The sequence below is a fragment of the Phaeobacter sp. B1627 genome (assembly GCF_006265095.1).
Classification (GTDB): Bacteria; Pseudomonadota; Alphaproteobacteria; order Rhodobacterales; family Rhodobacteraceae; genus Epibacterium.
Window position 1 is genome coordinate 1 of sequence record NZ_VCNK01000006.1, and the last position, 23,766, is coordinate 23,766.

At 61.4% G+C, this 23,766-nt stretch carries 24 protein-coding genes; 19 read left to right on the top strand and 5 right to left on the bottom strand.

Annotated features, from left to right (window positions below; genetic code table 11):
* Nucleotides 1-406: 406 nt before the first annotated feature.
* Together FGE21_RS04550 and tig are read left to right on the top strand one after the other, a co-directional pair.
* Entirely contained in the window at nt 407-1,522 is a 1,116-nt protein-coding gene (locus FGE21_RS04550; RefSeq protein WP_139662095.1) for a porin, read from the top strand.
* A gap of 299 nt (nt 1,523-1,821) precedes the next feature.
* On the top strand, nt 1,822-3,153 hold the full coding sequence (gene tig / locus FGE21_RS04555) for a trigger factor (protein ID WP_139662290.1): 1,332 nt from the start codon (nt 1,822-1,824) through the stop codon (nt 3,151-3,153).
* Nucleotides 3,154-3,344: 191 nt separating this feature from the next.
* On the opposite strand, the gene FGE21_RS04560 is transcribed toward tig, so the two are convergent.
* The gene (locus tag FGE21_RS04560) at nt 3,345-3,827 is read right to left on the bottom strand and encodes a lytic transglycosylase domain-containing protein (protein ID WP_139662097.1); all 483 of its coding nucleotides are present in this window, start codon (nt 3,825-3,827) and stop codon (nt 3,345-3,347) included.
* 719 nt (nt 3,828-4,546) lie between these two features.
* Here FGE21_RS04560 and FGE21_RS04565 point away from each other — a divergent pair.
* Entirely contained in the window at nt 4,547-5,392 is an 846-nt protein-coding gene (locus tag FGE21_RS04565) for a flagellin (protein WP_139662099.1), read from the top strand.
* 308 nt (nt 5,393-5,700) lie between these two features.
* Nucleotides 5,701-6,552: a flagellin gene (locus FGE21_RS04570; RefSeq protein ID WP_139662102.1), complete on the top strand. Its 852-nt coding sequence runs from the start codon at nt 5,701-5,703 to the stop codon at nt 6,550-6,552.
* A 165-nt stretch (nt 6,553-6,717) separates the two neighbouring features.
* On the opposite strand, the gene rplI is transcribed toward FGE21_RS04570, so the two are convergent.
* From rplI to rpsF, 3 genes are read right to left on the bottom strand one after another with little or no spacing between them, the layout of a single operon-like run.
* Nucleotides 6,718-7,344 (bottom strand): 50S ribosomal protein L9, encoded by a 627-nt coding sequence (gene rplI, locus FGE21_RS04575; protein WP_139662103.1) that lies wholly within the window; start codon nt 7,342-7,344, stop codon nt 6,718-6,720.
* A 12-nt stretch (nt 7,345-7,356) separates the two neighbouring features.
* Entirely contained in the window at nt 7,357-7,584 is a 228-nt protein-coding gene (gene rpsR, locus FGE21_RS04580; protein WP_068246410.1) for a 30S ribosomal protein S18, read from the bottom strand.
* A gap of 28 nt (nt 7,585-7,612) precedes the next feature.
* Nucleotides 7,613-7,981, bottom strand: coding sequence for a 30S ribosomal protein S6 (rpsF, locus tag FGE21_RS04585; protein ID WP_139662107.1), 369 nt, complete (start codon nt 7,979-7,981; stop codon nt 7,613-7,615).
* A gap of 324 nt (nt 7,982-8,305) precedes the next feature.
* On the opposite strand from rpsF, the gene FGE21_RS04590 reads away from it, so the two are divergent.
* From FGE21_RS04590 to FGE21_RS04600, 3 genes are all read left to right on the top strand, one after another.
* Nucleotides 8,306-8,839 carry a hypothetical protein gene (locus FGE21_RS04590; protein ID WP_139662110.1) on the top strand — a complete coding sequence of 178 codons (534 nt, stop codon included), beginning with the start codon at nt 8,306-8,308 and terminating at the stop codon, nt 8,837-8,839.
* A gap of 270 nt (nt 8,840-9,109) precedes the next feature.
* On the top strand, nt 9,110-9,685 hold the full coding sequence (locus FGE21_RS04595; protein WP_139662112.1) for a YceI family protein: 576 nt from the start codon (nt 9,110-9,112) through the stop codon (nt 9,683-9,685).
* A gap of 207 nt (nt 9,686-9,892) precedes the next feature.
* Nucleotides 9,893-10,666, top strand: coding sequence for a carbohydrate ABC transporter permease (locus FGE21_RS04600; RefSeq protein ID WP_139662291.1), 774 nt, complete (start codon nt 9,893-9,895; stop codon nt 10,664-10,666).
* 157 nt (nt 10,667-10,823) lie between these two features.
* Here FGE21_RS04600 and FGE21_RS04605 read toward each other — a convergent pair whose 3' ends face one another.
* Complete coding sequence (locus tag FGE21_RS04605; protein ID WP_139662113.1) at nt 10,824-12,053, bottom strand: cytochrome b/b6 domain-containing protein; 1,230 nt, start codon at nt 12,051-12,053, stop codon at nt 10,824-10,826.
* 198 nt (nt 12,054-12,251) lie between these two features.
* Here FGE21_RS04605 and fabD point away from each other — a divergent pair, with 198 nt between their 5' ends.
* From fabD to FGE21_RS04665, 12 genes are all read left to right on the top strand, one after another.
* Nucleotides 12,252-13,187 (top strand): ACP S-malonyltransferase, encoded by a 936-nt coding sequence (gene fabD, locus FGE21_RS04610; protein WP_139662115.1) that lies wholly within the window; start codon nt 12,252-12,254, stop codon nt 13,185-13,187.
* Between the two features lie 55 nt (nt 13,188-13,242).
* A complete protein-coding gene (gene fabG / locus FGE21_RS04615) occupies nt 13,243-13,980 on the top strand; it encodes a 3-oxoacyl-[acyl-carrier-protein] reductase (RefSeq protein WP_139662116.1) in 738 nt (245 codons plus the stop codon).
* A 379-nt stretch (nt 13,981-14,359) separates the two neighbouring features.
* Nucleotides 14,360-14,593, top strand: coding sequence for an acyl carrier protein (locus tag FGE21_RS04620; RefSeq protein ID WP_005645147.1), 234 nt, complete (start codon nt 14,360-14,362; stop codon nt 14,591-14,593).
* 183 nt (nt 14,594-14,776) lie between these two features.
* On the top strand, nt 14,777-15,520 hold the full coding sequence (locus tag FGE21_RS04625; RefSeq protein WP_139662118.1) for a HisA/HisF-related TIM barrel protein: 744 nt from the start codon (nt 14,777-14,779) through the stop codon (nt 15,518-15,520).
* Nucleotides 15,521-15,874: 354 nt separating this feature from the next.
* The gene (fabF, locus tag FGE21_RS04630) at nt 15,875-17,143 is read left to right on the top strand and encodes a beta-ketoacyl-ACP synthase II (RefSeq protein WP_139662120.1); all 1,269 of its coding nucleotides are present in this window, start codon (nt 15,875-15,877) and stop codon (nt 17,141-17,143) included.
* Nucleotide 17,144: 1 nt separating this feature from the next.
* A complete protein-coding gene (mltG, locus tag FGE21_RS04635) occupies nt 17,145-18,299 on the top strand; it encodes an endolytic transglycosylase MltG (protein ID WP_139662121.1) in 1,155 nt (384 codons plus the stop codon).
* 311 nt (nt 18,300-18,610) lie between these two features.
* Nucleotides 18,611-18,964 carry a hypothetical protein gene (locus FGE21_RS04640; protein WP_139662123.1) on the top strand — a complete coding sequence of 118 codons (354 nt, stop codon included), beginning with the start codon at nt 18,611-18,613 and terminating at the stop codon, nt 18,962-18,964.
* Nucleotides 18,933-20,234: a DNA-packaging protein gene (locus tag FGE21_RS04645; RefSeq protein ID WP_370285452.1), complete on the top strand. Its 1,302-nt coding sequence runs from the start codon at nt 18,933-18,935 to the stop codon at nt 20,232-20,234. Before FGE21_RS04640 ends, FGE21_RS04645 begins: the two co-directional genes overlap by 32 nt.
* Before the next feature lie 221 nt (nt 20,235-20,455).
* Nucleotides 20,456-21,664, top strand: a complete 1,209-nt coding sequence (locus FGE21_RS04650; protein WP_139662124.1) for a phage portal protein — start codon at nt 20,456-20,458, stop codon at nt 21,662-21,664.
* Entirely contained in the window at nt 21,657-21,881 is a 225-nt protein-coding gene (locus FGE21_RS04655) for a hypothetical protein (protein WP_139662126.1), read from the top strand. The genes FGE21_RS04650 and FGE21_RS04655 overlap by 8 nt, the downstream gene beginning before the upstream one ends.
* A 47-nt stretch (nt 21,882-21,928) precedes the next feature.
* Nucleotides 21,929-22,510 (top strand): HK97 family phage prohead protease, encoded by a 582-nt coding sequence (locus FGE21_RS04660; protein WP_370285474.1) that lies wholly within the window; start codon nt 21,929-21,931, stop codon nt 22,508-22,510.
* A gap of 24 nt (nt 22,511-22,534) precedes the next feature.
* Nucleotides 22,535-23,731 (top strand): phage major capsid protein, encoded by a 1,197-nt coding sequence (locus FGE21_RS04665; protein WP_139662130.1) that lies wholly within the window; start codon nt 22,535-22,537, stop codon nt 23,729-23,731.
* The last annotated feature ends 35 nt before the right edge of the window (nt 23,732-23,766 follow it).

Below are 23,766 nucleotides of genomic sequence, written 5' to 3' on the forward strand. Positions count from 1 at the left end.
GAAAAGCTGGGACCACTTCAATCAGCCTTAGGGAGTGAATATCAGCCGGTGGATTTCGTCGATCTGGCGGGACATGACGCGGATCCGGTCGCTGCGCTCTGACGGCGCCGGCGCGATTCGCGAGGGGGCGACATTCCCGTCCACTGGAGGGTTGCAACAAGCGCATGGCCGTGTTTTGAAAAAAGCAATGTGGGAGGGTTGAAAATCTGCCTCGGAATTCCGTTGTTCAGGCTGCTTCAGCAAGAAAGTGCCGATATAACAACGACCTCGGCAGAGTGAACCGACCCGTTTAGGGGGCAGATTTTTCAAGCCCTGTTTCAGAATTTCTTACGTGTTAGCCCTGCAATCGGTCGCATCCGGGGATGGAGGATGGCCGACTGACAATTGACACAGGAGCACTCAGAAGATGAGCACCAAAACGATTGCAGCGGGTTCGAGCGCACTTGCGCTGACAGCCCTCCTCGCAGCTCCCGCACTGGCGGGCCCCACCTATACATCGGACAATGGCGGCAGCTTTCGCTGGTATGGCCAGCTGAACCCGACGTTCCAGTCTTATGACGACGGACAGGAAGAGTTCAGCCGTCTCGTCGACAACGCCAACTCCGGCTCGCGCCTCGGGTTCTGGGTTGAGCAGCCCTTTGGCGAGAACACATTGAAATTCCGCTTTGAGACCTCCTTGTCTCTGCGGTCTTCTGACGGTGTGAACCAGAACGGTCAGGGCGATATCACCGACTGGACCCGCAGCGATCTGCGCCATGTCGACCTGCAGTGGCACACGGCGCGGGCCGGTGTCTTCTCTATCGGTCAGGGCTCGATGGCGGCTGACGGCGCCACCGGTATCGATCTGTCGGGCACGGGCGTTGCCGCCAATGCGTCGGTGGCAGATGCCGCGGGCGGCTATTTCCTGCGCGATGTGGCGGGCAATCTGACCGGGGTTGAGGTCGGGGACGTGTTTGCCACCTATGATGGCTCGCGCCGGGGCCGGATCCGCTACGATTCTCCGAGCTTCGCCGGATTTACCGTCTCTGCCTCCTATGGCGAGGACATCCTGACCGAAGATGCCGATACCGAGCAGTATGACATTGCCCTGAACTACGCCAATGAAGACCTCGGCGATTTCACCGTTGCGGGTGCGCTGGCGGTCAACTGGACCGACCGCTCCGGCTCCGAGCGCCGCGACACCATCGCATCGGCCGCGGTTCTGCACGAACCCACCGGCCTGTCCCTGAGCGTTGCGGGCGGTGATCGTGACACGGGCGGCAACTATGGATTTGTGAAGCTCGGCTACACAGCCTCGTTGCTGCCGGTCGGCCAGACGTCCTTCTCAGTGGACTACTATGACGGCTCCGATATGGCGTCAGTGGGCGATACCGCCGAATCCTTCGGCATCGCAGCGGTGCAGAAGTTCGACAAACAGAACCTCGAGGCCTATGTCGCCTACCGCGAATATTCCTACGATGACACCGCCACCACCTATCAGGACGGTCAGGCCATCCTCGCGGGCGCGCGCTGGAAGTTCTGACCCTTGCGGGCCCCCGCGACCGGTCGGTTTTTTACCTCGTGACCTGATCGGTTTGGGCCAGCCCAATTCGGCACCGCCCTCCGGAGCATCTCCGGGGGGCGTTTGCTGTTTGGGGGCGGGATCACCCGGGGGCATTCGTGAAAGAGCCGGCCAAAACCCGTCAAACCGCGCCTTTGGGCAGCTTCTTGCGCCGTTCGGGGTCAATGGCCCTTGCACCGCGCGGCGCGGAACAATAGAAGGCCACAAATTGTCTGGGGGCGGAGTCTGCGCGCGCGCCCCGAATCTCTATGGGGAATATGATGCAGGTTACTGAAACTCTGAACGAAGGTCTGAAGCGCGGCTACGCTATCACCATTCCGGCGACCGACCTGGAAGAAAAGGTCAAAGTCAAACTGACCGAAGCGCAGCCCGAAATCGAGATGAAGGGCTTCCGCAAGGGTAAAGTTCCGATGCCGCTGCTGAAGAAACAGTTCGGCCCGCGCCTCATGGGCGAAGTCATGCAGGAAGCTGTCGATGGTGCGATGAGCAAGCACTTCGAAGAGTCCGGCGACCGTCCCGCGATGCAGCCCGACGTCAAGATGACCAACGAAGACTGGAAAGAAGGCGACGACGTCCAGGTCGAAATGTCCTACGAGGCGCTGCCTGAAATCCCCGAAGTTGACCTGTCCGGCGTGGCGCTGGAAAAGCTGGTCGTGAAGGCCGAAGCCGAAGCCGTCACCGAAGCATTGGACAATCTCGCAGCCACGGCACAGGATTTCGAAGCCCGCGAAGAGGGTGCCGCATCCGAGGATGGTGACCAGGTCGTGATCGATTTCGTCGGCAAGGTCGACGGCGAAGCATTCGACGGCGGTTCTGCGGAAGATTATCCTCTGACGCTGGGCTCCAACTCCTTCATTCCCGGCTTCGAAGAGCAGCTGGTGGGCGTGAAGGTCGGCGACGAAAAAGAAGTCAACGTGACCTTCCCCGAAGAATACGGCGCCGAGAACCTCGCGGGCAAAGACGCCGTTTTCACCTGCACCGTCAAGGAAATCAAAGCCCCGAAAGCGGCAGAGATCAACGACGAGCTGGCGAAGAAATTCGGTGCCGAGGATCTTGACCAGCTCAAGGGGCAGATCTCCGAGCGCCTCGAAGCCGAATACGCAGGCGCTGCGCGTCAGGTGATGAAACGCGCCGCGCTTGATGCGCTGGCCGATCTGGTCTCCTTCGATCTGCCGCCCTCGCTGGTAGAAGCCGAAGCCAACCAGATTGCGCACCAGTTGTGGCATGAAGAGAACCCCGAGGTTCAGGGCCACGATCACCCCGAAATCGAAGCGACAGAAGAGCACATCTCTCTGGCGGAGCGTCGGGTGCGTCTGGGGCTTCTGCTCGCCGAGATGGGTCAGAAAGCCGAAGTCGAAGTGACCGACCAGGAAATGACCCAGGCGATCATGCAGCAGGCACGCCAGTACCCGGGCCAGGAACGTCAGTTCTTTGAGTTCATTCAGCAGAACGCCCAGATGCAGCAGCAGCTGCGCGCGCCGATCTTCGAAGACAAAGTGATCGATCTGGTGTTCGAAAAGGCCAACGTGACCGAGAAAGAAGTGTCGAAAGAAGACCTTCAGAAGGCCGTCGAGGCTCTGGAAGAAGAATAAATCCGGTCACCGACTACCGGTTTTCGGAGAGGGCTGCCCCAAGGGGCGGCCCTTTTTGGTCAAGCGAGTGGCTCGAAGGCGCAGAGGCGGGCGCCCATCGTGCGCGGCACCTTCGGCCGCTCGGGTGTTGGCCCGCGGTCGGTCCTGTATCCGTCCTCAGCACGCCCTTTCGCGCTCGGGCGGCGCCGGGGTCACCGAAGCCCCGTTTCCTCAAGCAGTCCGCGTCGTTTGGCTTCATAATAATAGCCGCGAGAGTAATGCCGGACCGCCTTGTCCTGACTGCCATCCGCCAGCATCCATGCCCCGCGCAGGTAGCGGACCGCGTATTTCAGGTTGGTATCCGCATCGAGCAGATCCGCAGGTTGGCCATCGAACCCCATGGATTGGGCGGTCGCCGGAAGGATCTGCAACAGCCCATAGTAGGGTCTGTTGGTAGCCCAGGGCCGATGCGTGCTTTCGCGGATCGCCAGCCGGTGCACAAGGCTGCGCGGCACGTCGTAGTGATCTGCCCAGAAATTGATCTTTTTCCGCAACTCCGGGGTTTCATTGGGAAAGAGCGGCGGGCTGTAGCGGCGTGCGACTGGCTCGGTGCTGGCGCAGCCCGACACGGAACTCAGGGCCAGAGTGCTGAGGGAAAAGGCCGCCAGCGAGGACAGAAAGTGACGACGGTGCATGTATGGGATCTCGGAGTTGTTGCGTTGCGAGCAGGTTAGTCACGAATCTCTGCTCGGCAAGTCCGGCAAAACACGGAGCGCAAAGCTTTGCCGATTTGGCTTTCGGATGGGCTGGATGCCGCCTGTCACGCGCCGGGGTGCCGTGCATTTGGAGCTGGGATGCCTTGCATTTGAACATATCCTGTCATGCGCTGGCCCTGGATTGGAGCGGCGCTGGCCGTGGAGGGGGTGTGGGCAGGTCGGAAACAGGCCGGGAACAGGCCGTGGACAGGTCGTGCGCGGCTCTCATCAGAAATTGCGCGCAAAACCAGTGCTCTACGGAAAGGTGTCGCTGTTGGCGCCCAAATGGACCCGGATATTTGCACATCGCCCCACGGCCGGAAATAGGCAAGAGGATGCGGCTCTGTCGCTTGCAAAAGCAGGGATCTATCCGTTCCGAAACGGCGCAAATTTTCAACAAGGGTGATCGAAAGTTTCGATGCATTTTCGGAAATTAGGAACTCATTCAGGAGTGTTAAAATTGTAGGAAGTGTCCTTGTGGCCGTTAAGGATTGAGAAAGCTCCCATATGCCAATGTCACGGTGCATCTGGTAACGGATGGCGCTGACACCGCGAGGTGGGATGCAGGTTTAGGACGGGACCACTCGCCCCCGTACAACGGGAAAACCTGAATAAGGGTAGATAAAAAATACTACCCTCCCACTAAAGATAGGTGCTCTATGTCCAGCATTCTGACAAACAACGGCGCAATGGTTGCGTTGCAGACCCTGAAATCCGTCAATGACGAACTGAACGATACACAGACCAGCATTTCCACCGGTAAAGAGATCGGGACTGCGAAAGACAACTCTGCCGTTTGGGCAATTTCCAAGACCATGGAATCAGACATCGCTGGTTTCGAAGCCATCGAAGAAGGTCTCGCAATTGGTGAAGCAACCGTTGCCGTTGCCTCTGCGGGCGCAGAGCAGATCGTTGAAAAACTGACCGAAATCAAAGAGCTGATCGTTTCTGCTCAGTCGGAAAACGTTGATCACGCGACGATCCAGACCGACATCGACTCCAAGGTTGAGCAGGTCGAGGCGATCATCTCCGCCGCGCAGTTCAACGGCGCCAACCTGTTGAAAGACACCGTTGACGGTACTGAATCTTCGCTGGGTGTTCTGGCTTCTCTCGACCGTGTGGGCGCGGGTGGTACCGTGACTGCTGTTGAAATCTCCATCGACGCAGTGGGCTTTGAGTCCAGCCTGGATCTCGCCAGTGACCTGACCTCCATCACCGACACAGACACCGCGGCCTCCGCTCTGGGTGAAATCGAGGAATTCCTGCAGACTGCAATCACCGGCGCCGCTGCGCTGGGTGCTGATGCTGCACGCCTGGAAGATCAGTCGAAATTCGTCAGCGAACTGGTCGACGCCATGTCCCTGGGTGTCTCCACAATGACGGACACCAACATGGAAGAAGCCTCCGCACGCCTCTCCGCTCTGCAGACACAGCAGGATCTGGCCATTCAGTCGCTGACCATCGCGAACGAAGCGCCGAGCTCGCTGCAGCAGCTCTTCCGCTAAAATATCTGATCCGTCAGATTGCCGCCGCCGGTCCCTTTGGATCGGCGGCGCTACGCGTTTTTATCAATGAATTTTATCTATATATTTCCCTAACGCCCGTCAAAATATGAATATTTCGAAAATCGTCAGGTGGGGTGTTAATACTTTGGTAAGCTCAACTGGTTAACTTTATTTTCGCATCTCTATGAAGGTGGCACCATCCTCAATAAATCCGGGACGGTAGGGTCTGAAGGGCGCATTGGTAGTCTCTGAACAGGGACGAACACGGACGGGTGCGAAACCTGTCCCCCCTGAGATGGAACACCAATATGTCGAGTATCTTGTCAAATTTCGGGGCCATGATCGCCCTGCGCACGCTCAAGGGCGTGAATACAGAGCTGACAGACGTTCAAACCGCCGTCTCCACCGGAAAACAGATTGGAACCGCCAAGGATAACTCTGCGGTCTGGGCCATCGCCAAAACAATGGAGTCCGATATCGCGGGCTTTCGCTCCATTGAGGATGGGTTGGCTTTGGGCGAGGCAACGGTGGCCGTCGCCTCGGCCGGGGCGGAGCAGATCGTTGAAACGCTCACCGAGATCAAGGAGCTGATCGTTTCGGCGCAGTCGGAAAACGTGGATCACGACACCATCCAGACCGATATCAGCGCCAAAGTGGAGCAGATCGAAGCGATTATTGCCGCAGCCCAGTTTAACGGGGCAAACCTCTTGTCGAGCGACCTGGACGGCAGTGGGGGAACCCAATTGGGAATTCTCGCCTCCCTCAGCCGTGTAGGACCCGGTGGTACAGTCACGGCGAGCGAAATCACGGTCAACTCCGTCGATTTTGAATCCAGCCTCGATCTGACGAGCAATTTGACCAATATCACCGATACTGCGTCAGCCGCGTCGGCGCTGGAGGAGATCGAAACATTTCTGCAAACGGCGATCACCGGTGCAGCGGCCCTGGGCGCCTCGGCCTCGCGCTTGTCCGATCAGTCTGATTTTGTCAGCAAATTAGCGGACTCTATGCGCCTTGGCGTCTCGGCGATGGTGGATACCGACATGGAAGAGGCGTCTGCCCGCCTGTCGGCCTTGAAGACCCAGCAGGAGCTGGCAATTCAGTCGCTGACCATCGCAAATGACGCCCCGCGACAGATCCTGCAGCTGTTCCGTTCATAACGACGTGGGGCCTGGCCCCCGTAAGGGCAGTTCCGCCATAGACGCCAGTACCGCGGTCCCGCAGTTGCGCCTGTCATCGAACACAGAACAAACACTGCCAAGACATAAGAAAGGGCCGCCCGATCGGGGCGGCCCTGACGTTTTACACGTAGTCGATCCGATGGATCAGACGTTTGCGTCGTCTTCCGAAGCAGCGTCCGCAGCGGCCGGAACATCGCCATCGTCGTCGTCGGAAGCGGCGCCACCGATGTCGTCGAACAGCTCGGCGATTTCGAATTCTGCTGCGGCTTCTTCTTCAGCGGCCAGTTCCTGAATGGACTTGCCAGTTGCCTGCAGTTCGGCTTCTTCCGGGGACCGTGCTACGTTGAGCAGGATGGTCACCATCACCTCAGGGTGCAGGTGAACTTCTGCTTCGTGCAGGCCCAGAGATTTGATCGGCTCACGAATGATGACCTGCTTGCGGTCGATCGTGAAGCCTTCCTCGGTTGCAACATCAGCCGCGTCACGGTTGGACACGGAGCCATAGAGGTTGCCCCCATCGGAAGCGGAGCGAATCACAACGAACTGCTGACCACCGAGCTTGTCGCCCAGGGCTTCGGCTTCTTTTTTGGTTTCCAGGTTGCGTGCTTCAAGCTGCGCTTTCTGGGCCTCAAAGGATGCGATGTTCGCTTCAGAAGCGGTCTTCGCCTTGCCCTGCGGCAGCAGGAAGTTGCGCGCGAAGCCGGGTTTGACGTCTACGACGTCGCCCATCTGGCCGAGCTTTGCAACGCGTTCAAGAAGGATAACTTGCATGTGTCAGTCTCCTTACTTCACAGCGTAGGGCAGCAGGGCGAGGAAACGTGCGCGTTTGATCGCACGGGACAGTTCACGCTGCTTTTTGGCCGAAACGGCGGTGATACGGCTGGGAACGATCTTGCCGCGCTCAGAGATGTAGCGCTGCAGAAGACGGGTGTCTTTGTAATCGATCTTGGGTGCATTGTCGCCCGAGAAGGGGCAAACTTTGCGGCGGCGGAAAAACGGTTTGGCTGCCATGATTTAGCGTCCTTTTCTCAAGCTCAGATCAACGGCGCTCGCGGCGGTCGCCACGGTCACCACGGTCGCGTTCGTCACGTTTCTGCATCTGCACGGACGGGCCTTCTGCATGTTCTTCGACCTTGATGGTCAGAACGCGCATCACGTCGTCATGCAGGCGCATCAGGCGCTCCATTTCCTGGATCGCCGCAGCAGGTGCGTCGGTCTTCAGAAAGGCATAGTGACCTTTGCGGTTTTTGTTGATCTTGTAGGCCATCGTTTTGACGCCCCAGTACTCCTGCTCGACCAGCTTACCGCCGTTGTCGGACAGTACAGCACCGAAATGTTCGATGAGGCCCTCTGCTTGCGTGTTGGACAAGTCCTGACGCGCAATCATAACATGCTCATAGAAAGGCATGCGATCTCCTGTTTGTGTCTGGGCGCATTTCATAGGCAGGGCAAATAGGCCTTCCGCTGCCCCACCACGAGAGTCTGCGCGGATCAAATAGATACGGAAGGAAGCCACCGCATAGACGGCTTTGCCTCAAAGCGCAAGCCATCGCCCGCACAGATTCCCTGCACAGAGTAGAGGCAATCGTCTGGATCGCGCGCGGGGGCGGGGGGAGCGTGCACGGATTTCCAAAGGGATGCCATACTGCCGCCCCAATTTTCGGAGAAGTCTTGGTTAACAGAACGTGAATGGGTGCCATCCGGTGCCTGCAGATCCACGAGGGAGGCCGCCATGACCGCGCTTGATCAGAACGTTGCCAATTACAGCCCAGTCGCCGCGTTTGGCAGGGTGTCGGGCTTTCCCGCCGGTGCGCCTGTGCAGGTCAGTGTGCGGCCGGGCGAGTCCTTTTCTTCCATGTTGCTGCGCCTGCTCGGTGGCTGCATGGTGTTGTCCTCGACCGGTATCTGGCTGGTACCCAATGCCGGCGAAGATCCCAGTCTGGCGCTGATCCGGATTGGCATTTCCGTGGTTCTGCTGTTTCTCGGCCTGTGTCTGATGCTATCGCGCGAGCGGACAATCCTGCCGGAGTTTCAGTTCGATTCCCGCAACCTGGAAATGCGCGCGGAGGAGACCGACGCTGACGGGCGTGTGGTGGTGCTGTTGCGGCGCAGCTATGCGTCGATGGGGGCTGTCCGGTTTACCGACAGGTCCGTTCAGATCCTGGAGCACGACGGCACCTTGCTGATCGAGGTGCCGCTGGACGGGCGCAGCACACGGCAGCTGTTGTTGGCACAGTTGAAACCGCATCTGCATGTCGTGACCTAGCGCAGGAACGTTGGCGGGGGCGTGCCTCTGGACATCTTTGGAAGAGAGAGAAAAGGGTGCATTCATGCGCCTTTTTGCCTTTGACCGGCAGGAACGTCGCGGGGTGGTCACTTTGATGTGACATGCCCGCGAATAATTTCCCGGCTACAGGTGTTCATGTACCAACAGACTATGTTGGGATTTGCAGAATAGAAGACACTGCGTGCATGGCCGACATTGTGTACATACCGCCTGACGATCATTCATCAACGATATCTGGAGCCCAGACCCATGAAAAAGATCCTGCTTGCTGCCGCTGTCATCGGCACCGTTGCGACCTCTGCCTTTGCCGCGCCGGAGAAATATGTTCTGGACGCAAGCCACAGCCAGGTTGTTTTCAACTATAACCACCTCGGTTATTCCACCACCTACGGCATGTTCTCCGGTTTCGAAGGCGAGATCATGTTCGATCAGGAAGATCCGGCGCAGTCCTCTGTGTCCGTTTCCATGCCGGTCACCTCGATGATCACCGGCTGGGAGGCGCGCTTCGGTCACTTCATGTCCGACGACTTCTTTGGGGCAACCGATGACGAGATGGTCACCTTCACCTCGACCGGAATCGAAGTGACCGGCGAAAATACCGCCGACATCACCGGCGATCTGACACTGAATGGTGTGACCAAATCCGTCGTTCTCAACGCAAAACTGAACCAGACCGGCGAACACCCGATGGCCAAGAAACCCTGGGCCGGGTTCGATGCCACCACGACGCTGGTGCGCTCCGAATACGAACTGGGCCAATTCGCCCCCTTCGTCAGCGACGAAGTGCAGCTGTTCATCTCTATCGAGGCGATGAAGGCCGAATAATCACATCGCCTTCGCGATGCTCAAAGAGCCATCGGTCTGACCAGGGCCGGTGGTTTTTTGTATTGGGGTCAATGCTCTGATTGACAAGCCTGTATCGGCCCGGTGCAACTGCTGCCGGGGGGCGAAGGGAAGCCGAGGGGATACCGGAGATATGCAGACAGACGGGGGACTTGGGGTGACACGGGGTGACATATGGCGGCGTGGCGCGTGACGCGGGTATTTGATCATCTGATCCTTCTGTGCGGTTGCATTGTGATGGTGGGACCGGTGGTCGCCCTTGGGGCAGAGCTTCTGTCGAGCGGCGACATCTGGCCTCAGCTGCGGGACCTTGTGGCGGCGGACCAGATTCTCGGCTATCGGCTGGGCCTCGGGCCGATGCTGATGAATTCGCTCCTGCTGGCGCTTGGCGTTGCGGGGCTGGCCTGTCTGTTGTCCCTGCCGGCCGCCTATGCGCTGGTATTTTTCCGACTGCCCGCGCGCGAGTGGATCTTCGGGATCATGCTGCTGGCGATGTTCTTCCCCATTGAGACCCGCATCCTGCCGAGTTTTGCGGTGGTGCATGAACTGGGGCTGCTGAACACGCGCGCCGGGATGGTTTTGCCGATTGTCGCCAGCGGTTTTGGCGTTCTGGTGTTTCGCCAATTCCTCCGGCAGGTCCCCAACGAGGTGATCGAGGCCGCCCGGCTGGACGGGGCCGGGCCGCTCCGGTGTCTGTGGGATATTCTGGTGCCGATGTCTGCGCCGATGCTGGCGGCCTTGTTCGCGATCTTCTTTGTCATGGGCTGGAACCAATATGTCTGGCCGATGATGCTGGCCACTACGCGTCAGGACATGGTGACGGTGGTCAGTGGCGTCGCGCGTGCCGGGCCGGGCGCTGTCGAGGGCCAGGCGCTGGCGCTTCTGGCGCTGCTGCCACCGGGGGTGGTGATGCTGGTATCGCAGCGCTGGCTGATGCGCGGGCTGACCTCGGGCATTCACTGATCCGGGCGCAGCCAGAAGGGTCAGCGAAGGGATCGGAGCAGCCGCGAGAGGCCTTCATGAGGGCCCCATCCGTTCTGTCCGCCCCGATCTCTCTGACCTCTCTGTCCACTCCGCCGCGCAGGGATACATCGCGCGGCGGTTTGATTTCGGCCCTGATCTACCGCTGCCGGGTGGCCTGCAGATCTACCGTGATATCCACATCAAAGGCCAGCGTGGCCTCATCCTTGGTGCCGGCGCCGACGTTGAAATCCATGCGGCTGACCGTGGTGCGCCCGCTCATACTGGCGATGTCGCCGTCGATCTGAAGGGTGAAGGGCAGGGTGGTCGGCACCGTCTGGTCGCGGATGGTCAGTGTCCCCCGCGCCTCGTAGCTGTCATCCTCGAGCTTCATGATGTCCGCCGCAAAGACCGCCGTGGGAAAGGTCTCGGCGTCAAAATAGTCGGCGCCCATGGCCTGTCCCGTCACGGATCCCAGCGTCAGCGAGGGAATGGCGATCGTCACCTCCACATCGCCTGCGGGACCGGGCGCGGCAGGGGCGTCGAAATTGATGTTGGCACTCCAATCGGCGAAGCTGCCGCTGACCGCGCTGCCCATCTGGACGATCTCTATGCCGAGGGTGCCGCTGTCCACGATCCAGCCCGACTCTGCGGCGGAGGCGGTGCCACCCGATGCGGCGACCGGGGCGCCTTGGGTGCTGAGGAACAGCCCGCTGCTGCCGCCGAGGACGCATATCCAGACCAGTATGGCGGTGACCATGGGCAGGGCCGAATGATGCTGCGCGGGCGGTTCCGGCAAGGCGCGCTGCCCCGGCAACATGCGGAGCAGGGTGCTGTCCTTGTCGATGACGTGATGTTTCAGCGCCCCCGCAACATGTGCGATCAGCGTCAGAGCCAAAAGCACCATGGCGAAATAATGGATGGTCGCGAACAGCTCCGAGATGAAGTCCGATTTTGGCACCAATGGCAGATTCTGGCCAAAGGGCCACCAGATCGGCGCAAACCCGGCTGCCGCCGCATGGTGGATCCACCCCGACAGAGGCACGATCACCATCGAGCCATAGAGCACCCAATGCGCGGTTTCGGCGGCCCAGGATTCCAGTTTGCGGTCCGGGTGCAACAGCCCCGGCTTTTCCTGCGTGAGGGCCCAGAGAATGCGCAGAAGGGCTGTGAAAAACACCGCGACGCCAATGGTTTTATGTAATGAGAATAGCAAGATAGCGCGATCAATAGTGGATTGCGCGCCATCGAATTCCGGGCTTTGGATATGGTGGGCCGTTTCATGAGCAAAATAGCCGAGGGGAAAGGCTGTCAAAATCAACAGCGCCGTCAGCCAGTGAAAGCTCTTGGCCACCGCGCCGTAGCTGAGATGAGTGTTTTGGCGGGACATGGGGCAGGGGTCCTTTTGGATGTCTAACTCGTCATAACGTAGCAACACGTCAGATCGGTGCAATATTCACAACCCTTCGTTCCTGCACAGACCAGGTGCGCAGGCCGCGGGCACAGATTTCGCGGAACCGAATGCTTGTACGCAGCGTCAGCCCCGTCTAAACCACCGGGAAAGACAGTTTTATGAATGAGGGCCTGCATGTCGATCGCATTCGTTTTTCCCGGACAGGGCGCGCAAACCATCACAATGGGCAAGGCCCTCGCAGAGGCCTATCCGGCCGCGCGCGCTGTGTTCGACGAGGTGGACGAGGCTCTGGGTGAACGGCTGAGCGCTTTGATCTGGGAGGGCGAGATCGAGACTCTGACCCTGACGCAGAACGCACAGCCTGCATTGATGGCCACCTCCATGGCGGCCATGCGGGCGCTGGAGGCCGAGGGCATCACCATCAGCACCGCCGCATTTGTCGCCGGTCACTCGCTCGGCGAATATTCCGCGCTGGCGGCGGCGGGCGCCCTGAGCCTCGCGGATACTGCCCGTCTGCTGCGGACCCGGGGGCAGGCGATGCAAAGCGCGGTTCCCGTGGGTGTCGGTGCGATGGCCGCTCTGCTGGGGCTGGATTTCGAAACCGTCAAGGTCGTGGCTGCCGAGGCCGCCGCCGAGGGCGAGGTTGTGCAGGCCGCCAATGACAATGATCCCACGCAGGTCGTGGTGTCCGGACACAAGGCCGCCGTCGAGCGCGCCGCCGAGATCGCCAAGGCCAGGGGCGCAAAGCGGGCCGTGATGCTGCCGGTTTCGGCGCCGTTTCACTGTGCGCTGATGCAGCCCGCGGCCGATGTCATGGCCGAAGCCCTCGCCGCGGTCGAGATCAAGACCCCGGCCGTTCCCCTGATTGCCAACGTCCGGGCCGAGGCGGTGACCGACCCGGACACCATCCGGGCGCTTCTGGTGGAACAGGTCACGGGCTCCGTGCGCTGGCGCGAAAGCGTCCAGACGATGGCCGCCAAAGGGGTCACTGAATTCTGGGAAATCGGCGCGGGCAAGGCTCTGTCCGGCATGATCCGAAAAATCGACCGCACTCTCGCCTCGCGTCAGGTGGGGACGGATACCGACGTCAAGGCCGCGCTCGAGGCATGAGAGATTTCAGGTGCGCCCAGGCGGTCGCACCCCGTTCTGAGATAGGGAAGAAGACATGTTTGATCTGACTGGCAAAAACGCGCTCATCACAGGGGCATCGGGCGGCATCGGCGGCGATATTGCCCGCGCTCTGCATGGTGCCGGTGCCACTGTGGCGCTCTCTGGCACACGGGAGGGTCCGCTGCAGGATCTGGCGGCCGAACTGGGCGAACGGGCCCATGTGCTGACCTGCAACCTGTCCGACAAGGACGCGGTGGAGGCGCTGCCGAAACAGGCGGCAGAAGCGATGGGCTCTGTCGATATTCTGGTGAACAACGCAGGCATCACCAAGGACAATCTGTTCATGCGGATGAAAGACGAGGAATGGCAGAGCGTTCTGGATGTGAACCTGACCTCCACCATGCGTCTGTGCCGGGGCGTCCTGCGCGGCATGATGAAGGCGCGCTGGGGCCGGATCGTCAACATCTCCTCGATCGTCGGGACGACCGGCAACCCCGGTCAGGGCAACTATGCGGCCTCCAAGGCGGGCATGGTCGGCATGTCCAAATCGCTGGCATATGAGGTCGCCAACCGTGGCATCACCGTCAATGCAGTGGCACCCGGCTTTATCGCGACGGCGATGACGGACAAGCTGAACGACACGCAGAAAGAGTCAATTCTGGCGCAGATTCCCGCAGCCCGGATGGGGGATTCGAAGGAAATCGCTGCTGCAGTGCTCTATTTGGCCTCGCCAGAGGCCGCCTATGTTACCGGTACCACGCTGCATGTGAACGGCGGCATGGCGATGATCTGACGGCATCTTCGGCGCGGGCGTTCAAAGCTGCGCATGGGCTTCGCTGATTTTGATAATAATCAATGGGTTAACCCTCTCTGTTGTGCGCTGCGTCCTGCAGGAAAGCGGCTTCGGATGGGGGAAATGCCCAGGTTGCCCCGGATCATGCGGTGAAGAGCGGATGCCGCGCCTGCAATGGGATTTTACCGGCTGGAAATCATTTGCGTTGGCTTGTGTCTGTGCTATAGGCCCACCATCTTTCGTGTTGGCCTGCCTTGTGCGGCGCCGACGCAGCCTCATGTTATATGGGGTACCCACCGCCCGCCTGGGCAACGAATAACCCTCCCGAGTGGGCAAGGGCAACACCGGGCACAGAGCCCTGAAAAAATGAGGAATAGACATGAGCGACGTCGCAGATCGCGTGAAGAAGATCGTTGTAGAGCACCTGGGTGTGGAAGAGGACAAAGTGACCGAGAGCGCCTCCTTCATCGACGACCTCGGTGCGGACAGCCTCGACACCGTTGAGCTGGTCATGGCGTTCGAAGAAGAGTTCGGCATCGAGATCCCGGACGATGCAGCCGAAACCATCCAGACCTTCGGCGACGCAGTGAAATTCATCTCCGAAGCGTCCTGAACCGGACAGTTTCGAGAAGCTCACGAATTCGTGATTGCTGAGACGGCGCTTTCCTCAAGGAAAGCGCCGTTTTTTTGTTGCCGAGGCCCTCCGTGTCAGCCTCTGCCCGACTGGTTCTGCTCACACAGAGGCCGTCCCGTGCTATACTTCTCGCCAAAATGAACAACGCGGAGACGACGGACCATGATGATTTATCCCACGATGGAACTTCTGGACGGGCACTGCGTCACCCTCGACAAGGGAAACCTTGATGCGCCGCAGGTCTGGCATGTGGACCCTGTCGCGACGGCCAGGGGCTTTGCGGAGGCCGGGGCGCAGTGGATGCATCTGACTGACTTCAATGCGCTGCAGGGCGACAACAGCAATGAGGCGCTCGTCGAAGAGATCATTCGCACCGCAGGCATTCCGGTGCAACTCGGCGGTGGCATCCGCTCGCGGGAGCGCGCAGAACATTGGATCGGCAAAGGCTCAGGCCGCGTCGTGATCGGCACGCTGGCGGCCTATGATCCCGCAGCGGTGGCGGAACTGGCCAAATATCACCCGGATCAGATCGTTCTGGCCATCGACATCTGGCAGGGGCAGGTGATGACCGAAGGCTGGCGCAAGGCCGGCGCCTGGACGCCGGAGGCCTTTATCGACGCCTTTGAAAACCTCCCCTTTGCAGGCATTCTGGTGACCGACATCGACAGTGATATGAGCGATGTCGAGGCGCAGCTCGGCTTGATTTCCGGGCTGGCGGCCAAGGCCAAATCGCCGGTGATTGCCAGCGGCGTGGTGCGGACCGGCGATGACATTTCGCGGTTGAAATACGTCCAGAATATCGCAGGCGCACTGGTGGGGCGGGCCTTGTTCAACAAAACGCTGTCGGTCGAGGCCGCATTGGCCATCGCCCAGCCCGAGGCCGAACCCGTCGCCGAATTCCTCTGACCCGGATCGGACCTCCGCCCCGAAGCAGTCCGGGATCGCCGCGAATTGGTCTGACAAAGAGCGGATTTGCGTTGACACCAGATGTCCACCGACAAAGAACAGGCCGCCGACGAATTCTCCGCCTACGGCCTGCCTGATCGAAAGAGCCTCATGCTGGAGAACTCCGGTTCTTTGCTTCGTCCACTTTCAAGTATTGGCCGAGAATGTTACCAAAATCTTAGGGGCTGTGGATAACTCCTTATGAATTGAGGTAATTCCGCCGGATGCCGTCAGAAGAATTTCCTGCTCTTGCACCTTTTGGCCATTCCAAGCTATTTGGGTGGACGAATTGCTTAAGTCTGAGGAGAGCAAGGAATGCGTCGAGTAGTTGTTACCGGATTGGGTCTTGTGACCCCATTGGCCACCGGTGTCGAGGAGACCTGGGCGCGGCTTCTGGACGGCCAGTCGGGCGGTGGTCCGATCACGCGCTTCGATACCGCCGCCAGCGGGGTTGCGACAACCTATGCGTGCGAGGTGACCCGCGGTGACGGCACGGACGGCACCTTCAACCCGGATGACTGGGTGGTGAAGAAAGATCAGAAGAAGATCGACGACTTCATCCTCTACGGTATTGCTGCGGCGGAAATGGCGGTCAAGGATGCCAACTGGACGCCCGAGGACGAAGAGAGCCTGTTGCGCACCGGTGTGATGATCGGATCCGGGATTGGCGGCCTCAGCTCGATTGCCGATACCGCCGTCCTGATCAAGGAACGCGGCGTGCGCCGGGTCTCTCCGTTCTTCATTCCCGGTGCTCTGATCAACCTGATCTCCGGCCAGGTTTCGATCCGCTACGGCTTTAAAGGGCCAAACCATTCCGTCGTCACGGCCTGCTCCACCGGGGCCCACGCCATTGGCGACGCCTCCCGGATGATCCGCTCCGGCGATGCCGACGTGATGATCGCGGGCGGCGCCGAGGCCGCCATTTGTGAAATCGGCATCGCGGGCTTCAACGCGTGCAAGGCCCTGTCGACCAAATTCGCAGAGGATCCCGCCAAGGCCTCGCGCCCCTATGATGCGGACCGCGACGGTTTCGTCATGGGCGAGGGGGCGGGCATCGTTGTGCTCGAGGAATACGAACACGCCAAGGCGCGCGGCGCCAAGATCTACGGCGAGGTGCTGGGCTATGGTCTGTCCGGCGACGCCTATCACATCACCGCGCCCTCCGAGGACGGCGACGGCGCCGAGCGTTCGATGCGCGCAGCCCTCGCCAATGCGGGCCTCGACCCGGCCGATGTCGACTATATCAACGCGCATGGCACATCGACCATGGCCGATACCATCGAACTTGCGGCGGTCGAACGCCTGCTGGGGGAGGCTGCAGCCAAGGCCACCATGTCATCGACCAAATCGGCCACCGGACACCTTTTGGGCGCGGCCGGCGCAATCGAGGCGATCTTCTCGCTGCTGGCCATCCGCGACCAGGTCGCGCCGCCGACCATCAACCTCGACACGCCGGCAGTGGAGACCCCGCTGGATCTCGCGGCCAACGCCAAACGTCCGCGCAAGATTGACGTGGCCTTGTCGAACTCCTTCGGCTTTGGTGGCACCAATGCCTCGGTGGTTTTCGGAAAAGTGAGCGACTGACATGTGGCGCAGCCTGGCCTCGAATATGCTCACGGTGCTGATCGTGGGGCTCTTTTTGTTCGCAGGCCTGATCCTGTGGGGCAAAAGGGAATTCTCTTCCGAGGGACCATTGGCAGAGGCCATCTGCCTGCGGGTGGAACGCGGCTCCAATATGTCCCGGGTCAGTCAGCAATTGCAGCGCGATGGCGCCCTGTCCAACGGGGCCATCTTCCGCATCGGGGTGAAATATTCCGAAAAAGAGCAGGACCTGAAAGCCGGCAGCTATCTGGTGCAACCCGGCGCTTCGATGGAAACCATCGTGGATCAGATCACCCGTGGCGGCGCCTCCACCTGCGGCACGGAAATCGTCTACCGCGTCGGGGTCACCCGCATTCTCGCCGAAGTCCGCGAGCTGGATCCCGCCACCAATGCCTATGTTGAACGGGCGGAATTCACCCCCGGCGTCGACGCGGTTCCGGCCGTCTACACTGAAAAGAAGGCCGATGCCGACACCCGCTACCGGATCGCTCTCGCCGAAGGGGTGACCAGCTGGCAGGTGGTACAGGCGCTCAATGCAATGGATGTGCTGGCGGGCGATCCCGGTCGCCGCCCGGAGGAGGGCAGCCTGGCACCGGATAGCTACGAGGTACGCCCGGGCACCGAGCGCGCCGCCGTCCTTGCAGAGATGCAGGCCCGCCAGGACAAACGCATTGCCGAAGTCTGGGAAACCCGCAGCCCGGACGCCGCCGTCAACAGCCCCGAGGAAATGCTGATCCTGGCCTCGATCATCGAAAAGGAAACCGGGGTGCCCGAAGAACGCGGCCTGGTCGCCTCGGTCTTCACCAACCGGTTGCAGCGCGGCATGCGCCTGCAGACCGACCCCACGGTGATCTACGGCGTCACCAAGGGCGAAGGCGTTCTGGGACGCGGCCTGCGCCAGAGCGAGCTGCGCGGCGTCACCCCCTGGAACACCTATGTGATCGAAGGTCTGCCCCCCACTCCCATCGCCAACCCGGGTCTCGACAGCCTGTTGGCTGCGGTGAACCCGGAGCAGACAGACTTTGTCTTCTTTGTCGCCGACGGCACCGGCGGGCATGCCTTTGCCAAAACCCTCGAAGAGCACAACCGCAATGTGGCGAAATGGCGCCAGATCGAGGCGGGCGCGGGCAACGACTGACCGCCTTCACCGGCCTCCGTGAACGGACGACACCAAATGAACGACACTCAAAAGGGGGGCTGCACGGCGCCCCTTTTGCCATTCTCCATTCATCTTTTCACCTAAATACCTCGGAGCGCGAGGCAGAGCCTCGCATCTGTGGCGGATGTTGCGGGCGGCGCGGACTCCGGGGGCACCGTATCTAAATCCGGATCCGCTATAGCTACTTCCGGCAACTGGAAAACGTGGAGGTCAGGGTCAGCCGTCTGGACGGACGCTGATCCAGCCTCCCGTTTCTCTTTTCGGACCTCAGAACAGAGGCTTCCCCCCTCATGACTTCACATACTTCCGAAACGCTGATCGACATCAGCGCGGACCTTTTGCGATCTCTGCACGACAGTCTCCGACGGGCGCGCAAGGCGAGCGAAACCTACCTCGCCCAATTCGAAGCAGAGCAGGACATCAATCCCGACACCGCAACCCTGAAGCCGCAGATCGCCAAGCTCGACGGTCTCATCCGTGACATCCAGAAGGTGGAGAAAACCCTTGTCGATCATGAAAAAACCTCTGGTGCCACCGGCATGGTGGCCTTCGACCTCCGTGCCGCCCGCGATGAGATCGAGCGCCGCCTGGCTGGCCTGCGTGCCGCCATTCATGACGCGGATGCTGCTGGAGGAGATGGATGAGGCAGCGCTGGCGGCAGCGCCCTACCTGTTTGATCTCTGGGCCTTCCCGCATCAGGCCCCCCCGGACGGAGACTGGCGCTCCTGGGTCATTCTCGGCGGCCGTGGTGCGGGCAAGACCCGTGCCGGTGCGGAATGGGTGCGCGCCCAGGTCGAAGGCCCGGGCCGCTTCGATGCCGGCCGGTCCCGGCGGGTGGCGCTGGTGGGCGAGACCTATGATCAGGTCCGCGATGTCATGATCCAGGGCGACAGCGGCATCCTCGCCTGCTCGCCGCCGGACCGCCGCCCGGAATGGCGCGCGGGCGAACGCAAGCTGTGCTGGCCGAATGGGGCAACCGCGCAGGCCTTCTCGGCCTCGGACCCCGAAGCCCTGCGCGGGCCTCAGTTCGATGCGGCCTGGGTGGATGAGCTGGCGAAATGGAAGCGCGGCCAGGAGGCCTGGGACATGCTGCAATTCGCCCTGCGACTCGGGCAATCGCCGCAGGTCTGTGTCACCACCACCCCGCGCAACGCGGCTGTTTTGCGACGGCTTCTGGACAGCCCCTCGACGGTGACCACCCATGCCCCGACCGAGGCCAACCGGGCCAATCTGGCGGCCTCCTTCCTCACCGAGGTGCGGGCGCGCTATGCAGGCTCGCGTCTGGCGCGTCAGGAACTGGACGGGCTGATGCTGGTGGATGTGGAAGGGGCCTTCTGGTCGGCGGCACAGATCGAGGCGCTGATGCGGACCGAAGCGCCGCCGCTCGACCGCATCGTCGTGGCCGTGGACCCGGCCGTCAGCGCCCACAAGGGATCGGACGCCTGCGGTATTGTCGTGGTCGGCGCACAGATTCAGGGGCCGCCGCAGAACTGGCGGGCCTATGTGCTGGCCGATTGCACGGTGCAGGGCGAGGGCCCGCTGGGCTGGGCCACCGCTGCCATCGCCGCGCGCGAGCGGTTTCAGGCCGACCGGCTGGTGGCAGAGGTCAACCAGGGCGGCGCTCTGGTGGAAACGGTGCTGCGGCAGGTCGATCCGATGGTGCCCTTCACGCCGCTGCATGCAAGCCGGGGCAAAGCCGCCCGCGCCGAGCCTGTCTCCGCGCTCTATGAACAGGGGCGGGTCTTCCATCTGCCGGGCCTGAACGCCCTCGAAGACCAGATGTGCCAGATGACGCCGCAGGGCTATCAGGGGGATGGCTCCCCGGATCGCCTCGATGCGCTGGTCTGGGCGCTCTATGCGCTGCTGGTCGAACCGGCCGCGCGGCTCCGCTGCCCTAGGGCACGCGCCATCTGAGCCACCTCCGCCCAGGCATAACACCTGTGAAACGCCCGCATCTCGCGGGCGTTTTGCTTTTTTATCAACTGGATACATCCCCACCCGTGCCCCCTGTTGCCCGCCTGTTGCGCTCCCGGCGTACGCCCTGCTGGGGTGATCTTCAGACGCATTTGGCAAGTTGTGTCTCAAGCGACGGGCAGATGCCCCGATGGATCAGACGGACAGCAAAGGAGTGGACCATGGTCTTTGACCTGCTGCGGCGCAAGGGACAGGGAATTGAACAGGCTGCGGACCGCGATGTCCCGCAGCAAAAGGCCAGCGCTGCGGCGCGGGTCTTGCCGATGGGCGCGGGCACCCAGGCCGCCTGGGGTCCTCGGGATACGGTGTCACTGACCCGCGTCGGCTTTCTCGGCAACCCGGTCGGCCACCGCGCGGTAAAGCTCATCGCCGAGGCTGCCGCCGCCCTGCCGCTGGTGTTGCAGAACGCCGAACAACGGTTCGACAGCCATCCGCTGCTGACCCTGCTCAGCCGTCCCAACGCGGCGATGGCGCGGGCCGAGATGCTAGAGGCGCTCTATGCGAACCTGCTGCTGTCCGGCAACGCCTATCTGGAGGCCGTCGCGGCAGAGGACGGCTGGCCGGTGGAGCTGCATGTGCTGCGGCCCGACCGGATGCGGGTGGTGCCGGGCGCCGACGGCTGGCCCGTCGCCTATGACTATAGCGTCGGCGCCAGGACCCACCGCTTTGGCATCGACCCGGCGCGTCCTTCGATCTGCCATCTCAAGAGCTTTCACCCGCTTGACGATCACTACGGCCTTGCCCCGATGCAGGCTGCGGCGATGGCCGTCGAGGTGCACGGCGCTGCGGCGCGCTGGTCGAAATCATTGCTGGACAATGCCGCCCAACCCTCGGGCGCGCTGGTGTGGTCCGGATCTGACGGGCAGGGGCTGATGGCCGACGATCAGTTCCGCCGCCTCACCGAAGAGATCGAGGCCAATTTCCAGGGCGCGCGCAATGCCGGCCGGCCCATGGTGCTCGAAGGGGGGCTGGATTGGAAACCGATGGGATTTTCGCCGTCGGACATGGAATTCCACCGCACCAAGGACGCCGCCGCACGGGAAATCGCACAGGCCTTCGGGGTGCCACCGATGCTGCTCGGGATCCCGGGCGAGGCGACCTACGCCAACTACCAGGAGGCCAACCGCGCCTTTTATCGCCTGACGGTGCTGCCGCTGGCGACGCGGGTGGCGGCCAAACTCTCCGACTGGCTGATGCGCTTTGGCGACGAGGTGGTGGAGCTGAAACCCGATATCGATCAGGTCCAGGCGCTGGCGGCGGAACGCGAAACGCAGTGGCGGCGCGTGTCAGAGGCGGATTTCCTCAGCGAGGCTGAAAAACGTCAGCTGTTGGGCCTGCCGGCCCGGCCCATGGAGGGCGACAATGAGTGACATCCCGATGCCACCCTTCGACTGCACCCCGGGGATGCGCCTGAGTGCGCACGAGCGTGTCTCGGAGATCCGACAGGAGGCGATCAACCGGCGTCTGGATCGGATGGAACGGATGATGGAGCGGCTGGAAAAGCGGCTCTGGCTCACCGTTTACGGCGTCGCGGCGGTGATCCTGGCACAGGCGTTCCAGGGCTTTATCGCCGTGCAGCTTCCCTGAGGGAGTTCGGTAAAAATGACAACCTTTCAGAAGGGTAGAGTGACATGATGATACAGGAAGAGCCGCATCTGGAAACCAAATTCGCCCGTTTCGGCGAAGGGCTCGCGCTGACCGAGGGCGAAGTGATCGATGGCTATGCCAGCCTGTTCGGCACACCGGATCAAGGCCGCGACATCGTCAATCGCGGGGCCTATGCGACCTCCCTTGCCCTGCACGCCAAGCGCGGTAGCAAGATCAAGATGCTCTGGCAGCATGATCCGGCCCATCCCATCGGCGTCTGGGATGAGGTGGTCGAAGATGAGGTCGGCCTGCGCGTCAAGGGCCGCCTGTTGACCGAAACCCAAAAGGGGGCCGAAGCCGCGGCTTTGGTGCGGGCGGGGGCAATCGAGGGGCTGTCCATCGGCTACCGAACGGTAAGGGCCAGCCGCGACAAGGAAGGCCATCGCCGTCTTGAAGAGCTGCAACTTTGGGAGGTGTCGCTGGTGACCTTCCCGATGCTGCCATCGGCGCGGCTGGTGCGACAGGCGTCACACCCGTCAGCGCCCCCTGCGCAATCGGCAAAATCCGACGCCCCGGACGAAGGTCTGCGGGCCTTGGCCGAAGCCCTGCGCGCAGCCATCACTTGCTGATCCAGACGAGGAAAGGACCAGAGCATGACAGATCATCAATTCGTGGCCGACGAGGGGCCCGATGCGGCCTCCCCACCGCCGGGTGCTGCACAGGAGGTGAAACAGGCCGTTTCCCAATTTGTGCAGCATTTCAAGGGGTTTCAAGACGACGTTGCACGTAAACTCAAACAGACGGAAGAGCGTATGACCATGTTGGATCGTAAAACCCAAACTGCGGCACGGCCGCATCTGGCTGCCGCAGAGGCGGAAGGCGCACCGCATCAGAAGGCCATGCAGGCCTATCTGCGCATTGGCAATGAAGATGGCTTTCGCGGCCTTGAGCTGGAGGGCAAGGCCCTGTCCAGCGCCGTGAACTCCGATGGTGGCTTTCTGGTCGACCCGCAGACCGCCGATGTGGTGAAATCGGTGCTGCAGTCCACCGCTTCGATCCGGGCAGTGGCCTCTGTGGTCAATGTGGAGGCGACTTCCTTTGACGTGCTGATCGACCATACGGACGTGGGCGCCGGCTGGGCGACGGAAACTGGCTCCGTGACCGAAACGGCAAGCCCGGTGATCGACCGTATCGTCATTCCGCTGCATGAACTCTCCGCTTTGCCAAAGGCCTCGCAGCGGCTTTTGGACGACAGCGCCTTTGATATCGAGGGCTGGCTTGCGGGCCGTATCGCGGATAAATTTGCCCGCGCCGAGGCACAGTCCTTCATCTCGGGCGACGGGGTCGACAAGCCGACGGGCATTCTGCATCACACAGCGGTTGACAATGACAGCTGGACCTGGGGCGCGCTTGGCTATGTGGCCACCGGCACCGACGGCGACATCGGGTCGGCGGATGCGATCATCAATCTCGTCTATGCGCTGGATGCCCGCTACCGGGCCGGTGCGAGCTTTGTGATGAACTCCAAAACCGCCGGTTTGATCCGCAAGCTGAAGGATGCCGATGGCCGGTTCCTCTGGTCCGATGGTCTGGCAGCGGGGGAGCCTGCGCGGTTGATGGGCTATCCGGTTCTGGTGGCCGAAGACATGCCGGATGTGGCCTCTGACAGCTTTTCCATGGCCTTTGGCGATTTTGGCGCGGGCTACACGATTGCCGAACGCCCGGACCTGCGCATCCTGCGTGATCCCTTCTCGGCGAAACCGCATGTGCTGTTTTACGCGACAAAGCGGGTCGGCGGGGACGTCAGCGACTTTGCCGCGATCAAATTGATGAAATTCGGGGTGAGCTGACCGCTCATTTCCGGATGACGGAACCGGCAGCCCGG